The organism is Nitrosopumilus sp. K4 (genome assembly GCF_018128925.1).
Lineage (GTDB): Archaea > Thermoproteota > Nitrososphaeria > Nitrososphaerales > Nitrosopumilaceae > HKST03.
Map to the genome: position 1 here is coordinate 1,500,319 of NZ_CP067007.1, position 14,728 is coordinate 1,515,046.

At 34.5% G+C, this 14,728-nt stretch carries 20 protein-coding genes; 9 read left to right on the forward strand and 11 right to left on the reverse strand.

What is annotated here, in order from left to right; translation table 11 throughout:
- Positions 1-18: 18 nt before the first annotated feature.
- From NsoK4_RS09040 to NsoK4_RS09055, 4 genes are read right to left on the reverse strand one after another with little or no spacing between them, the layout of a single operon-like run.
- On the reverse strand, positions 19-213 hold the full coding sequence (locus tag NsoK4_RS09040; RefSeq protein WP_211687212.1) for a hypothetical protein: 195 nt from the start codon (positions 211-213) through the stop codon (positions 19-21).
- Between the two features lie 40 nt (positions 214-253).
- Positions 254-1,060: a hypothetical protein gene (locus NsoK4_RS09045; protein ID WP_211687213.1), complete on the reverse strand. Its 807-nt coding sequence runs from the start codon at positions 1,058-1,060 to the stop codon at positions 254-256.
- Positions 1,057-2,082 carry a MarR family transcriptional regulator gene (locus tag NsoK4_RS09050; RefSeq protein WP_211687214.1) on the reverse strand — a complete coding sequence of 342 codons (1,026 nt, stop codon included), beginning with the start codon at positions 2,080-2,082 and terminating at the stop codon, positions 1,057-1,059. The genes NsoK4_RS09045 and NsoK4_RS09050 overlap by 4 nt, the downstream gene beginning before the upstream one ends.
- A 4-nt stretch (positions 2,083-2,086) precedes the next feature.
- Entirely contained in the window at positions 2,087-2,347 is a 261-nt protein-coding gene (locus NsoK4_RS09055; protein ID WP_211689035.1) for a winged helix-turn-helix domain-containing protein, read from the reverse strand.
- A gap of 616 nt (positions 2,348-2,963) precedes the next feature.
- Here NsoK4_RS09055 and NsoK4_RS09060 point away from each other — a divergent pair.
- Positions 2,964-3,428 carry a transcriptional regulator gene (locus tag NsoK4_RS09060; RefSeq protein WP_211687215.1) on the forward strand — a complete coding sequence of 155 codons (465 nt, stop codon included), beginning with the start codon at positions 2,964-2,966 and terminating at the stop codon, positions 3,426-3,428.
- A 2-nt stretch (positions 3,429-3,430) separates the two neighbouring features.
- Here the strand turns inward: NsoK4_RS09060 and NsoK4_RS09065 are convergent, their stop codons facing one another.
- Positions 3,431-4,078 carry a Snf7 family protein gene (locus tag NsoK4_RS09065; protein WP_211687216.1) on the reverse strand — a complete coding sequence of 216 codons (648 nt, stop codon included), beginning with the start codon at positions 4,076-4,078 and terminating at the stop codon, positions 3,431-3,433.
- Positions 4,079-4,360: 282 nt separating this feature from the next.
- Between NsoK4_RS09065 and NsoK4_RS09070 the strand changes: the two genes are divergently transcribed.
- The 4 genes from NsoK4_RS09070 (at position 4,361) to NsoK4_RS09085 (ending at position 6,948) form a co-directional block, all read left to right on the forward strand.
- A complete protein-coding gene (locus tag NsoK4_RS09070) occupies positions 4,361-4,792 on the forward strand; it encodes a hypothetical protein (RefSeq protein ID WP_211687217.1) in 432 nt (143 codons plus the stop codon).
- Between the two features lie 334 nt (positions 4,793-5,126).
- Entirely contained in the window at positions 5,127-5,870 is a 744-nt protein-coding gene (locus NsoK4_RS09075; RefSeq protein ID WP_211689037.1) for an SDR family NAD(P)-dependent oxidoreductase, read from the forward strand.
- 40 nt (positions 5,871-5,910) lie between these two features.
- The gene (locus NsoK4_RS09080) at positions 5,911-6,117 is read left to right on the forward strand and encodes a hypothetical protein (RefSeq protein ID WP_211687218.1); all 207 of its coding nucleotides are present in this window, start codon (positions 5,911-5,913) and stop codon (positions 6,115-6,117) included.
- A gap of 6 nt (positions 6,118-6,123) precedes the next feature.
- Positions 6,124-6,948 carry a 3'(2'),5'-bisphosphate nucleotidase CysQ gene (locus tag NsoK4_RS09085; protein ID WP_211687219.1) on the forward strand — a complete coding sequence of 275 codons (825 nt, stop codon included), beginning with the start codon at positions 6,124-6,126 and terminating at the stop codon, positions 6,946-6,948.
- On the opposite strand, the gene cysC is transcribed toward NsoK4_RS09085, so the two are convergent.
- Positions 6,931-7,446 (reverse strand): adenylyl-sulfate kinase, encoded by a 516-nt coding sequence (gene cysC / locus NsoK4_RS09090; protein ID WP_211687220.1) that lies wholly within the window; start codon positions 7,444-7,446, stop codon positions 6,931-6,933. The genes NsoK4_RS09085 and cysC overlap by 18 nt on opposite strands.
- Positions 7,447-7,482: 36 nt before the next feature.
- Complete coding sequence (locus tag NsoK4_RS09095; protein ID WP_211687221.1) at positions 7,483-8,025, reverse strand: hemerythrin domain-containing protein; 543 nt, start codon at positions 8,023-8,025, stop codon at positions 7,483-7,485.
- Positions 8,026-8,152: 127 nt separating this feature from the next.
- Here NsoK4_RS09095 and NsoK4_RS09100 point away from each other — a divergent pair, with 127 nt between their 5' ends.
- From NsoK4_RS09100 to NsoK4_RS09110, 3 genes are all read left to right on the forward strand, one after another.
- Positions 8,153-9,523, forward strand: coding sequence for a cation:proton antiporter (locus NsoK4_RS09100; protein ID WP_371816034.1), 1,371 nt, complete (start codon positions 8,153-8,155; stop codon positions 9,521-9,523).
- Between the two features lie 54 nt (positions 9,524-9,577).
- Entirely contained in the window at positions 9,578-9,718 is a 141-nt protein-coding gene (locus NsoK4_RS09105; protein WP_211687223.1) for a hypothetical protein, read from the forward strand.
- A 64-nt stretch (positions 9,719-9,782) separates the two neighbouring features.
- Positions 9,783-9,959: a DUF1059 domain-containing protein gene (locus NsoK4_RS09110; protein WP_211687224.1), complete on the forward strand. Its 177-nt coding sequence runs from the start codon at positions 9,783-9,785 to the stop codon at positions 9,957-9,959.
- 106 nt (positions 9,960-10,065) lie between these two features.
- On the opposite strand, the gene NsoK4_RS09115 is transcribed toward NsoK4_RS09110, so the two are convergent.
- The gene (locus NsoK4_RS09115) at positions 10,066-10,980 is read right to left on the reverse strand and encodes a transcription initiation factor IIB family protein (protein WP_211687225.1); all 915 of its coding nucleotides are present in this window, start codon (positions 10,978-10,980) and stop codon (positions 10,066-10,068) included.
- 130 nt (positions 10,981-11,110) lie between these two features.
- On the opposite strand from NsoK4_RS09115, the gene NsoK4_RS09120 reads away from it, so the two are divergent.
- Positions 11,111-12,076: a hypothetical protein gene (locus tag NsoK4_RS09120; RefSeq protein WP_211687226.1), complete on the forward strand. Its 966-nt coding sequence runs from the start codon at positions 11,111-11,113 to the stop codon at positions 12,074-12,076.
- Here the strand turns inward: NsoK4_RS09120 and NsoK4_RS09125 are convergent.
- The 3 genes from NsoK4_RS09125 to NsoK4_RS09135 all read right to left on the reverse strand — a co-directional run bounded on the left by NsoK4_RS09125 (position 12,073) and on the right by NsoK4_RS09135 (position 14,630).
- The gene (locus tag NsoK4_RS09125; RefSeq protein ID WP_211687227.1) at positions 12,073-12,372 is read right to left on the reverse strand and encodes a hypothetical protein; all 300 of its coding nucleotides are present in this window, start codon (positions 12,370-12,372) and stop codon (positions 12,073-12,075) included. The two genes, NsoK4_RS09120 and NsoK4_RS09125, sit on opposite strands and share 4 nt — an antisense overlap.
- Before the next feature lie 290 nt (positions 12,373-12,662).
- Positions 12,663-13,250, reverse strand: a complete 588-nt coding sequence (locus NsoK4_RS09130; protein ID WP_211687228.1) for a hypothetical protein — start codon at positions 13,248-13,250, stop codon at positions 12,663-12,665.
- A 72-nt stretch (positions 13,251-13,322) separates the two neighbouring features.
- On the reverse strand, positions 13,323-14,630 hold the full coding sequence (locus NsoK4_RS09135) for an ammonium transporter (RefSeq protein ID WP_211687229.1): 1,308 nt from the start codon (positions 14,628-14,630) through the stop codon (positions 13,323-13,325).
- Positions 14,631-14,728 lie beyond the last annotated feature (98 nt).

Consider the following 14,728-nt stretch of genomic DNA (forward strand, 5'->3'; position numbering starts at 1 on the left):
TTTATGCAATGACTTTTACTAGTGCATTACAGGTTCTTTTGAATAAAATAATCCAGAAATAAAGAAGACAACTCCTAAAATTCCAATTAGACTACCAACAAATTCAACAGTGTTTTGCATTTCACCTTCAACTGGAGCCCAAAGCCATGCCATTAATACACCAACAACAATCATTGGAATTCCCACTCCAACAACTATTGCCTTTGAAGCCATGCTCAAATTCTTTGGAAAATGTATATGAAGCTTATGCTACCTAGCGGTTTGCTTTTTGGATAACTTTTACTAATTTGATTAATTCTGAAAAACTGCTCTTTGCATCAGAAAGATTGTCTTCAGATAATGATAGTTGGATTTTTACAATTAAATCATATGCAGTTCTGGTATTCTCAGAGGGTTCAGCTTTATCAAGAAACGATTCAATCTTATCTAATTGCTTTTCAAGAAATTGCTTGATTCTTTTAGTAGCACTGTTTGATGCATGTTCCCTAATATTTTTTTGAATGTCATTAAGAAGTAACTTTAATTCTCCAATGGTGTTTTTGGCACCTTCGTTATCGCCATTTCTAATTTGTTCACGTCCTTTTTCAAACAGTTCATAGATTTGATCAAAGTTAATTCCAGTATCATATCTTTTAGAAATTGCCTCTAGGTTCTGGAAATATTTATGCAGTCTGTTTAATTCACTTGTGAGATCTCTGTCAGCGGTATCTCTTGTGGTTACTTTAGCTTCGGTACTTGGTTCAGATATTATTCTAGAAATTTGTTGAAAAATTTTCATTGCTGAAAGAAAGTCTTTCTTTGCTTGGGTTATGTTATTATCGTTAAGAGAATCCTCTAATGAAATTACTGCTAAATGCCCCTGATCATACAGAGATTGAATGTTTTGAGGTACAGAGTCACCATAAACTCTCTGTAGTTGGTTTTCAATTTGTTTGTCTGCTTGTTTAGCTATGCGCAATAAGATACTAGGATCGTTTTGTGCATGTGCATCATTAACTAGTAACGGAGATGTGGTTCCAAAAATCAGCACAAATATTGTGAATAGAGTTAATGTTTTCATAATTCTTCCTCCAAATTCTTGCGTAATTTTACAAGGTTTTGCATGTCTTTTTTTTCAATTTCTATAATACCATTACGTTCCAATCTTTTTACGGCACGCCACATAGTTGTTCTTGGCTGTAGGAATTTCTTTCTCAATTCACTTTCTAATGCTTGGCCCCCGTTGTTGGAGATAAACTTCACTATCTCTTTATCATCTTCACGAATATCTGGATTTAATTTGAAAATTGTTTCAGGTGCAATTGATTCAGATTTCATAATGGTTTGAGATGTTTCAGTTTGTTGAATTGGTCTTGCTGATTTTTTTCTTGTTTTGATGATTGCTACAATTCCAACTATGGCAGCTGTTGCAACGCTGCCAATTGCTGCATACATCAAATTATCCGAATTTGAAATAGGTTCAACTGGATCAGGGTTATTAGGTGTTGTAGTTGTGCTAAAAAGATAATCAATCTCAGTTTGACCTTCAGATAAAGTAAGTTGGTTTTGATCATTTACTAGTTTCATATCAATTGGTAGATTTGTCATTCCAACTATGGCAGAGTTTTTGGGTAAAAGTAAAGTAAAATCAGACGGTGCATCTAAAGAAAAGGTCCAAATTCTTCCTTTTTTTGAGACCAAGTCATGAATATCATATTCTACAGAAATTGTAGATGAGCCAAATGTTTCAATTAGTGCAAAATTTCCTATAACGTCACTAGTAAGCAAGAATCCGTTTTCGCCTACAGCCACAAAATTATCTATTGTGCTTCCAAACAGATCAAGTTCATAATCAGTTGCAAGTGGATCAACATCAACTTCGGCAGAAATATGTGTTGTTCCATCAGGATAAATTATGAGATCTAGGGTCCTAGGAGAGCTGAATGAAGACTGGATTGGCATTACGGCTGTTACAATAATCATACTAACAACCAAAAGTGGAACTTTGACCATTGTTTCGAGAATACCATCAGTCCTTACAAAAAGCATTCCATCTTCTCGTAGGTACTCTTTCCCATGAATTGGTACGATTTGCTGGTTCATTTGGTTAGTACCTTAGATTCATACTCTCTACGAGTCCCTGAAATCTCTTAAATTCCTGGAAAAACTGCAGTCCTTTTTCAGTAATCAAAAAGACTCTGTTCCTATCATTTTTGACGGACTCGACTAAGCCTGCTTCTACCAGTTTCTCACATTTGTCTAGTACTGCATAGTGAGATAGGTTGGCTTTGCGAGAAATTGCAGATACAATGACTCCATTACGGCCGCCATCGGCGGTAACGTCTAGGATGTCACCCATTATGCCCATTTCGGACCTGTATTGTTGTTTTGACATGTTATAGTATACAACATGTTAGTTAATGAGGAACATTTTGAAACTTTGTAGCGGAACGTATAGCGGAACAGGTGTTTCATGTCAAAAAATCATCAAAAATCATTGTTTTTGATGGAGGGGGAAGAAATTCCAAGTTTTTTGAAGCCTAAAATTTAGGAAAAATTCTTTGTTTTTGAGAAAAATGTTGGTTTTGCCAATTTACTGAAATTTTTAGGAAAAATTATGATTTTATACTATTTTTGAATGATTTTTGTATATAAGGAACAGGACGTTTCATGTCAACTGTGGTTTTAGAAGGCCATTATTATTGAAAAAATCGTATGTGGGGTCAGTCTAACATTTGAAGAGCCTGAAGATTTCTTCAGAATGCAAGAAATGCTTTTTCATTTAAAGAATTTCTGGATGATATTTACAGATTTCATGAAATTTCATTCAAGATATACCTAATCTGAAAATCAGTACATTGATGATTCAGAACATGATTTGATGAGATTTTACCTTTTTCGTTTCAATGATAAAAAATCATTCACTAGGTCAGCTTTGAGATTCATAATAACTTTTTATTCCCAAATTGAAAAAATACTCATAAATGTTTGATAAATTCAAAAAAGATGAAGGCGGGGAAATGGTAGAAGAAAGGACAGAAGAATCAACTGAGACAGAAACTTCCACCACAGAGTCATCAAGTGAAATTGGAATAGGCGAATTAATGGATAAACGTGCCAAACTAGAAGAGGCAATTGATTATGTCGGATTGATGATTAAAAATCTCAAGGATAAGAGAACAAATCTTGAAAAGGATATCGAGGAGGAATCAGTAGATATCAAGAATTTGAAAGAAAAACTTCAAAAAGTTAGTGAGTACATCGAGGAAGAAAATCAAGGAATAAAGGAATTGTCCAATAAAAGACAGCAGGTAGAAAGTGAAGCAGATCAAGTGGGTTCTATAATCAACAGTTTACGTGATAGACTATCAGGATTAGATAGAATTATTGACGATGAAGGAAATAAGGTCAAGAAAGTAAAAGAGTCTAGAGAGTCATTAGAAAATTAAATTTAATAAAACTTGGAAGAATTTGCAGTAGATTTTTCTGTGTCAGTTGGTACTGATGGGAACATTTGTCCAGTTGAACTTTCGGCTACTGCAGCTGCTTCTTGTAAGATTTTTTCTGATTCTGAATTTGTTGAGTCATCAATTCCAAATGCACCTTCACTTGAGAAACTATCAGTCATGAAGCCTCCAAGCATTTCTGCCATCTGATTAATTTCTTGATCAGCTCCTGGCATGAATTTTGCTAGTGATGATTTTAGGTTCTTCATTAATCCTATTGTAGGCATTATAGTAACAACCGTGTCACCTAGATCATGATAGGTTGTTAATCGTAATTCAATTTGTTCTAATGCAATTCTAGCATTTCCTAAAATTTTTGAAACTTTTCTAACTTCAGCTAATTCTTTTGACAATACCTTACTTGTGCTAGTATCATGTGATTCAGTTGCCTCAACGATTCTTTTGAAAAGCTTACCGTCCCTTTCTTTTAGTTTGTTTATCATTGAATCCAGTTTAGTAATCTGAGTTTGTAATCTCTTAATTCCTGTTTGGACCTTTGGTTTTAGTGGGCCTTTTGGTTTTAGTACATCACTAATTTTGTCACCAATTCCTGGTTGATGTTGTGAAGCCCATTTATTTTGAAAGTTTGGCAATGTTTAGGCTCAATGAATTTGTACTTAATTTCAGGTGTGAATATAGGTTAACAGTTCATTAAATTTGTCTAACAAGAATGAGGCTAAATGTTTGAAATCACGGATCTTTGTGGATGGATTTTACGAATGTGGTTTGATATCAAAGACTTGTTAGCAATGGATTCGCCGCAAAGTGGACATTTTGTCATTTTAACAAAAAGTGGGTCTAGAAAAATCTATTTAAATATTATTTTTTTCTGAAATTCAGAAATTTATTTTTACTATACTGATTTTTGGATTTTATTGAATGGAAGACTGGTTTTTATTCCAATAATTGTCGCAGTGGTAGGATTAGTAATAATTTCATCTTTTGATGAAAATGATGAGGAGAATAAGGCCATTTTTCATGTAACTTTGGCAGATCCAAAAATGTACCAAGATGGTGTTTATTCAGAAAAATTCTTGGTTGAGGCTGGGGAGTATTTTTTTAGATTTGTTCCAAATGGGGATAGTCCTCAAATTTTGTCAATATCAATAAATGGAGAAAATTTCTTGTTTAAAGAAAATTTTACTTTAAAAGGAACATTGCATGAAACAGGAATTTCTCAATACTATACATGGGACTATGAAGGACAGAAAAAAATTGAGATTAATGAAAAACAGGAGTTAGAAATCATGATAAACCCAAATGGGAACTTTTTGGGTACGGTATCAGTTGATATTTTAGAAAATTAAGAGGCGCAACCCCCTTCATTGCAGAACTTTGAGAGATTTCCTCTCTATCTCAGGTCGTTATTACGCCTGATTGCCTTTATCGTTCTGCGGGGCCACGCGGTTTTAGTCGATAGGAATTATATCCATCGGCATTAGTTAATATAGGAAGTTTAGGTATTTAAGATTTAGCATGAAATTTTATGAAAAAATATACAAAAAAATGAAATTTTTCATGCCTAATCTATCTTCTAATAATTAATTTGAATTATTAACAATATGAATCAGTAACAATTGAAAATTAGACTATTTTCAAAATTAGTTGATCTATAAATTACGAGTTTTCAGCAAGATTATGTTGAAGCTTTCTGGAAAAGTAGCCCTGATTACTGGTGGTAGTAGAGGAATAGGATTTTCAACTGCAAAAATTTTTTCTGAAAATGGCGCTAAAGTTGTAATCACTGCAAAGGATCCTAAACGATTAGAAAATGCTGTTTCAAAACTATCTAATACAATTGCAATTCCAGCTGATATTAAAAATGAAGAAGATGTAAAAAAAGTGGTAGATAAGACTGTTGAAAAATTTGGCAAGTTAGATATTCTTGTAAATAATGCGGGAATTTTTCCAAAAATTAAACAGTTACACGAAATTGAAGAATCGGAATGGCAAGAAGTTTTAGACGTAAATTTGACAGGACAATTTCGATTTACAAAAGCTGCTATTTCTTACCTGAAAAAAACTTGTGGATGTATAATCAATATTTCATCAGATGCTGGCCTAAAGGCATATGAAGGATTTAATGCTGATGCATATTCAGCTGCAAAGGCGGCCCTAATTATTCTTACAAAATGTTGGGCTTTGGAATATTCAAAAAATAAAATTCGAGTTAATTGTATTTGTCCAGGCGTTGTTGATACAGATATGACAAAACCCTTTTTGAAAACTGAGAAAGATAGAGATTTTATGAATAATGAGCACCCAATAGGACGCATAGGTAAGCCAGAAGAGGTGGGTAAGGCTGTACTTTATTTTGCATCTGATGATGCATCATGGACTACAGGTGCAGTTTTGGCAGTTGATGGAGGAGAATCAATAAAGTGAGTTCACATGGATTTAATACTGCTCAAGAGGTACTGGAAATATGACAGATAAGAAAAAGAAGGCAAAATTGATCATTCTTTTAGGAGTAATTTGGGTAGTGATAACTTTACCATTACCGTGGATTATTAATAATCCAGAGGTATCATCAGAGCAGTTTAATATAATTCTAGGAATAATCGGAATTTTATCTATTCCATTTATTGTCTTAGGTGTAGTATGGACATTAAAACCGGAATTAACAACCTAGATTAAAATGGACAGCATTCCAATAAGTGATAAAGTTCCAGAGTTAGATGTAGCCATAGATGCTGCCGTACAGGCAGGAAATGCAATTTTGGAGGTTTACAATGAAAAATATGAAACAAGAACAAAAAGTGATGATTCTCCAATTACAGAAGCAGATGTAAAAAGCAATGAGATTATTAAAAAAATTCTTTCAAAAACAAATCATAGTATATTATCAGAAGAGGATAAAGATGATTTGAGTAGGCTCTCAAAAGAAACAATTTGGATTGTTGATCCTCTTGATGGAACATCTGATTTTATCGATAAAACTGGAGAATTTACCGTAATGATTGCTCTTGTTAAAAATCAAAAACCAATTCTAGGTGTAATTGCCTGGCCAACAGAAAAAACTATTTTTGCAGCAGAAAAAGGAAAAGGTGCCTATAGATTTTCAAATAACAAATGGGAAAAAATTCATGTTACTAAAATTTCAGAACTTTCAAAATGTAGAACTGTAGGTTCAAGACATCATCTATCAGAGACTGAAAAAAACTTCATCAAAAAACTAGGAATAGAGGACTTTACAAGCATAGGTAGTTCATTAAAAGTTGGAAAAATTAGTTCTGGGGAGGCAGAAGCATACATTACAACAACAAACAAAATGAAAGAATGGGATTCAGCAGCATCATATTGTATTATAAAAGAAGCAGGAGGAAAGATGACAGACATGTCAGGAAATGATATTACATATAACAACAAAATTGTAAATCATCAAAATGGAATTCTAGTTACTAATGGTTTGATTCATGAAAAAATAGTAAATGAGTTTAAAAAATTAGATCAGATTTCTTGATTTTAGAAAATCCTTTACTTTGTTTGCACTCTCCGAAAGAGGTTCATTTTCTGTATCTATTACCAAGTCTGCATTTGTTGGAGCCTCATAAGGATCATCAATTCCTGTAAATCCTTTAATCTCTCCTTTTCTTGCCTTGGCATACATTCCTTTGACATCTCTCTCTTCACATTTTGCTAGAGAACACTTAACGTAGACTTCTGCAAATTGATCACCTGAATCAATGATTTTTCTAGCATTTTCACGATTCTCAATGTATGGTGAAACCAGTGACACTGCGCTAGGTACTCCATGTTTTAGCAAAAGTTTTGCCAAATGTGCTACCTTTTTGTTGTGTTCATCTCTGCCTGCTTTTGAGAAATCTTTTGGTGAAAACCATTCTCTAAGTTCATCACCATCAAGCATTGCCAAATTTGGAATGTCTTTTTGCAAATCTTTTACGATGGTAGTCTTGCCTGAGCAAGGAAGACCAGTCATCCAAAGAACAAAAGGTTTCATATTCAAATTGTCAGATTAGCCCATAAAGAGCTTACGTTAATTTTGAAACCAATTTTGTTTTTCTAAGAAATCAATTTCTTTTATCATATCATCTACCTTTTTGGTAATTGCAGTAATTGATCTATATTGTTCATACATCTCAATTTCTTCTTCTTTTGATAGAACTTCAGCCTCTGCCTTGTCAAAAAAATTATTTTCTTTATTCAAATGATCATAAAGATAAATCCCATATGTTTTCAAAAACCTTGCAACAGGTTCTCTTTCATCATGTCCTTGTCTCCATCTTTGTAGATGTTTGGAGATTTGTCTAGCAATATTTCTTCCAAATTCATGCTCTATCATAAAACCTCTAATTTCCTCTTTTAGTGTGTCATAACTGGCTACACATGGAAAGTAAGAGTCTTCTTCTCTAGAGTGATGAATGGCATCAACAAAATCAGATATTATTATCATGATTTTTTCAATGTCTGAAAATGGAACAGTTTCTCCTTTTGCTATTTCTTCAGCGCATTTTAGGACAACTTTTTCTAGACGTCTTACTTGTATGTGATCTGCTCTAAGTTGTTCAGAAGCACTCATGTAATTTGTTTGCATAAAGATGATTTAATGTATTATGGCACCATTATACTGTCATCATTGAATCAATGTAGATTGACTAAATTGGCTTTTATGGATAATTTTGGTGATGGAAATATTGAATGACTATATGTTAATGGTTTTGAATTTTTTTAGAGGACAAATTCAAGACATTTCTATTTTAGATAATTTTGATAAGACATACTTTCTAGATAAAATTTCTGAAATTCAAGAATCTATTGGAACATTAGCAATTCAAGATGGACCGATTGCAAGTGCACATGTAGTTTTGCTTGCAGCAGGTGTGGTAGTTTTTCTTGGTGTTGCAGGTGAGGCCTTCTTCAAAAAAACAGGTATTCCAGATGTAGCTTTTTTGATGGTATTAGGAGTAATTATAGGACCAGTACTTGGAGTAATTCAACCTGAAGCAGTAATCCAAGTTGTTCCATATTTTGCAGCTTTAGCATTAATTATCATCATGTTTGATGGGGGGTTAAATCTTGATATAAAAAATATGATCAGAACTGCACATTTTGCATTTACGCTTGCTTTATTGGGATTTATTTTATCTGTCGTTTTGGTAACCATTGGAGCTCATTATGTACTAGATTGGTTTTGGTTAGATAGCATTCTCTTAGGTTCAATTGTTGGAGGTAGTAGCTCTGCAATTGTATTTGGGTTAGTACGAAACATCAGAATTTCAGAAGATGCAAAATCAATGCTTAGTTTTGAATCTGCTCTGACAGATATCTTGTCAACGATTGTAGCATTTATTATGTTTGAGGCAATCTTAGCTGGAAGTTTTGATCTTCAAACTTTGGAAGATACGTTAGGAAGGGCAATCGTAGTAGGATTAGTTTTAGGATTTGGAGTAGGAATTCCATGGATGTATGTATCAACAAAGCTTGCAAATGCTCAGCACGGATATATGTTAACTTTGGGAGTTTTGTTTGTGTTATTCTTTTTAGCAAATTCATTTGGTGAGTCTGGCGCATTAACTGCGTTGATATTTGGATTAATGTTAGGAAACAAGGCACATTTATCCAAAATATTGAGATTCAAACTGCCAAAAATCGATATGGATGACCCTACACATAATCAACTTACATTTTTGGTACGATCATTCTTTTTTGTGTTTGTTGGATTGATGGCAAGTTTTGGAAGAGTAGAATATGTCATCTTTGGCATATTGATTACAATAGCAATTTACTATGGAAGGACTATAGTAGGAAAAATTACTCTTACAAAGAGATTTTCACAGTTAGACAGGCAAGTTACATATGTTATGATTCCAAGGGGTTTGGCAGCAGCTGTACTTGCAACTTATCCAATTACTATGGGATTACCAAATGCAGAAGCATATCCAGAAATTGTATTTTTCATAATTTTGTCCTCAGTCATTATTACAACAATTGGATTAGGAAAAACAAAGAACATTCCACCTCCAGAATCAGTAGAAGGGGGATTTGTAAAGCCTCCTGAAGATCCTAGTACAAAATGAACAATTTATCAGTTATACGCGGATCTTATATTCAAAATTTCAATAAATCAATTCATGGTAGAAATTCCAAAAATAAGTAAAGAAAAGACATCATTTGAGGATAGTATTTCATGGGAAGACATTCAGGGTCTGAGCTGGATGTTATCTGAATTCAATGGTGAGGCAATTAAGAAAAATACTTACGCCTGTGCGTAAGATTCAATTTTTTAATTTCTAAATTTTTAGAAAATTAGATAAGTATCTTTAAACTCTACAATACATGACAAAAAGTATTAGTTGTAAGGATGCTGGAAAAGATTGTGGTTGGTCTGCCTCATCTCAAACAGAAGAAGAGTTGATGCATAAAGTCCTTGAGCATGTTAAAGAAGATCATAAAGAGATCGAACTAAATCCTGAATCTATTGAGAGTATCAAGTCATTAATTAAAGAAAATTAAGTGATTTTCATCCAAACTACGTAAAATTAGGCAAATTTTAGTAAAGGTTAGGCCTGGTTCAGAATTTATTTTATGTAAAAATATAGAAAATTAAAGGGAAAAAAGATTATAGATCTAGCGAGTCTTTGAGACCCTTGTATCTATTTCTGATAGTTACTTCAGTAACGTTTGCAGCTTCGGCAATATCACGCTGAGTCTTGTCCTCACCGTTTTTGACACATGACAAGTACAGTGCTGCTGCAGCCAATCCCATAGGATCTTTTCCTGCTGAAACTTCGTTTTCTTGTGCTTGTTTGAGCACTTTGACTGCATATCTTTTTGTCTTTTCTGCAATTCCAATTCTGCTTGCAATTCTTGCGACACATTGAATTGAATCAGTTACTGGCATTCTCAAGTCTAGTTCTTTGACTAGCAGTCTGTAACATCTTGCAATGTCTTTTCTCTTGATGTTAGCTGCTTGCTCTACATCTTTTAGATTACGTGGAGTTTCAGTATCACGACATGCAGCATAAAGTGCTGAGGCCATTAGTGCTGAAATGGAACGTCCTCTAACAAGACCTTTGTCAAGTGCTTTTCTGTAGATGTAAGCTGCTTTTTCAATTACAGCATCAGAGATTGCTAGTTTGTCTTTTAGTCTGTTTAATTCACTAAATGCCTGTCTAAAATTTCTATCAACAGGTTCATGAACTTGACTTCTACTATCCCAAGTTCTTAGTCTTTCAATTGTGCTTTTCATTGATGCAGTTAATGGACGGCCTGAAGCATCCTTGTTGATTGGATTGATGATTGTTGCAAGTCCCATATCATGCATGGTCAGCGATGTTGGTGCGCCTGCTCTTGCTCTGTCACCGTGTTCGTCTTGTGTAAAGGATCTCCATTCAGGTCCAGATTCCTGTAGTTTCTCAGTAATTACAAAGCCACATTTGGAGCAAAACATTTCTCCTGATTCATTGTCAGTGACCAGCTTACCCTGAGCGCATCTAGGACACAATTCTTTTGGGTTTTTAGATTGACTTACCATCTTACGATTCTAGGGTTTTGAGTTCTTTGGTATTTATGAATCATCAACTTTTTTCCTAAATTTTGACTAAATTTGAGCCTGACAAAAACACAGAATAGTCATAATATGGATAATACCTCAGGAAAAAACCATGAAAATGCTCAAGATCACACCTCTCCTGTTTATGGTGTTAATTGCACTTGTGCCAAGTGTGTATGGTGATACCAAAGCCCAAACCATGGAAGGAAGCATGGATGTTAAGATAGAGTATCCAAGTGAGGCAGTCATTGGAAGAAGTGTGACAATTTCTGTACTTGTAGAAAACAAAGGATGGGAAGATAAACAGGACATTTCATTTGTGTTTTCTAGTCAAGATAATTCCATGATACCTGCGGCATCAGATAGCATAATAATTGAAAAATTATCTCAAGGTGGATCCTTTGGGGCCAACATTGATTTTGAAATTCCAGAAAATGCAAATCCTGGAACAAATTTTCTTAATGTAAAATACTCACAGGTACTGGTTGCAAATAATGAAAATCCTCAAGATCCGATTTTTCAAGATATTGCAATTCCAATAGTAATCAAGGAAAAACCAAATGTGACAATTTACACAAAGACACCAGAGTCAATTTTTGCAAATGCAGAATTTCCAATTGAAGTGGAGTTAGTATCTGAGGACATAAACATATCAGATGTTACAATCAAAGTAATTCCACCTAAAGACATTGAATTTAGAGGTGAGACAATGCATACATTTTCTACAATTGAAAAAAACACTCCAGTTGGAATTACATCAAGAATAATCACTCCAACTGAGGAAGTGAACACTGAATACAAGTTACCATTTGAAATTATTGTAGAATATACTGATGATCAGGGAGAAGAAAATACAGAATCAAAGACAGTGTCACTAGTCCTAAGACCACGAACATTTATGGAATTGACAACAGATGGAGGGATTTGGATTGGTGACTTTTTCATTGCACCATATGTATCACTTGGAACAATAATTGGAATTCCTGCAGGCTCTATAATCACACTTCTAATTAGGAAAAAAACTATGCCAAAAAAGAAAAAAGCAAAGCGAAAAACAAAGACAAAAACTAGTGTCTAGGACTCAAGTTTCTGATTAATTGACTGAATGTATTTTTGACTGTATTCAGTATACATTTGGATTTTATCTTGTGCCAAGGCCATAGCGCCTGGTCTGCTGTTTACTAGTTTTTCTGACTCTTGTTGTACTGCTAGCAATTTTTTCAAGTCTTCTTTGCTTTGTGATTCAAGTTGTGAAAGCAACGTTTGAAGTTCGCTTTCAAGCATGTTTTTAGTGTCAGGTATTGCTGGTGGTTCTGCTCCAATGATTTCTTTGGTTGTAATTTTTCCAAATACTTTTCTTTCTAGTTCAGTCATTACCCAAAACCCCATTTAGTGTTATAAATTCAATTTGAATTTCTGGTTTTTTCATCTCTAAAATTTCCTATATATTTCAAAAAATAAAAAGTAAGATTGCAGTGCAATTACATTCTCAGATTTGATATGAGTGCTCTGTTTTAATTAGAATTTACAAGAAATACCACAATATTGAATCAGACAAATGAATCTGTAGAAATTTGTCAGTGTAGCGTTTGTCAGAATTGTAACTTTGATGTTGAAAAAGATGAAAAACTATGCCAAGCTTGTGTCAGGGATATACATAAGTTCTAGTAGTCGTGTTCGCTAAAATCTGATCCCAGTGCAATGGTTGCAATGATTGTGCTTTTGGTAGTTTGAAATTTGAGATTTTTGTCTGGTTCAAATTGATGAAATATTTCTTTAAGTAATTGTTCTGTAAAGAAGGACCAATTCATGCCAAGCTCATGTTGAATGATAAAATGGTGCAGATCACCTTCAGTTCTGTGATCTGACTTCATACCAGATGCACGAATATAGTCTTCAAGTGTTTCAATACAGCGTTTAAGATCATATTTGCCCTTCATGAAAAGAACGGTATCTTTAATCAGCGGCAATACTGCCTTGATAATCTCACTGATATCATCTCCATCCATCTCTTCTCCTAAAGAATCCAGAATCCCCTTTGGAACAGGAATCATTCCAATTTTATCTCCAAAACGATCCCAGTTTACATATTTTTCAAGAATTTGTTTTACCAAAACATTTTGTGATATGTTTTTGTGCATTGCTTCAGTCTCAAGTTCTTCAACGACTTTAGCAGGAAGCCTATAGGTAATGCTACGAGTTTTTTCTTTTTTTGGAGGATGGGCTTGTCTGTTAGTTGGTGTTGACTTCACTGAGGATCACTTCAATTTATGGTATATATGATATTAGGAACATGATTTTAATTTAAAAGGAAAATAGAAAAACTATTTTTTATTAAAGAAGAATTCGCCTTTTTCTTCTAACCCTTCTACGTATTCATCCATTTCTAGTTTGAATTCTTCTTCATCAGCATACGCCCTTTCTGCATGTTCGCTGATATCGAGTCCAGCATCTTCCACTTCTGGAGATACCCTTACTCCTATCAAGAAGTCCAATACCTTCATGATGATGAAGGTTCCTCCAAATCCTAATGCTGCTGCAACTGCAACACCAATTGCTTGAATTCCTAATTGATCTGGATTACCATATAGTAATCCATCAGGTCCTGCAGGGTTTACTGCAGAACTTGCAAAGATACCAATTGCAAGTGCACCAATAATACCTGCAGTTCCGTGGACGGAGCTGACATCTAGTGCATCATCAATCTTTAGTTTCTCCTTGAAGATTACAATTGTTGAATATGATGCGATACCAATTGCGATACCAATTACAAATGAGTGTTCTACACTAACGAATCCGGATGCTGGTGTAATTCCTGCAAGTCCTGCAATTGCGCCGTTAACTGCCGCAACTACTGAAGGTTTGCCTGTTCTCATCCAAGATAGTCCTACCCAAATTAAAGCTGAAACTGATGATGCCATGTGAGTTACAATTACAGTGTTTCCTGCCAATGATCCAGATGCTAATGCGCTTCCTGCGTTAAATCCGAACCATCCCAACCATAGTAATGATGAACCTACTACAGCAAGTGGAATACTGTGTGGAATTTCAATTGCTGGTCCAAAGAACCTTCTTCTTCCAAGCACTATGGCAGCTGCAAGAGCGCCCATACCGACACTTGTGTGAATTACGATACCGCCAGCAAAGTCTACAACGCCAAGTTCTGCTAACCAGCCGCCTCCCCATACCCAGTGTACTAGTGGATAATAGATGAGGATAGACCAAGACGCGATAAATATGATAAATGAGCTGAACTTCATTCTCTCAGCAATTGTACCTGTCAGTAGCAATGGAGTAATTGCTGCAAACATTAACTGGAACTTCACAAATAAGACACCAGGAATAGTTGGTGCATAATCAAGGGACTCATCCCATGGAACACCTTTGAGGAATACCCAATCCATGTTACCCATTAAACCACCTGTCTCATCAGGTCCAAATGATAAACTAAATCCAAAAACGAACCACATTACACTAAGTAGTGCTAATCCAAAGAAGATCTGCATGAAAACTGATACTGCATTCTTTTTTCTTAGGAGGCCAGATTCAAAGAGTCCTAGTGCAGGGATCATTAACAGTACTAAACTTCCTGCTACCAGCATCCACGCTGTATCACCAGTATCTATGGCCATTGTAAAATTTGAGTTTCTAAAACCTAATAATAATAACGAAATTTGATAGGAATTTGATTATCATGTGATAATCGAAAAATGAAACTGTTATTTGTAAA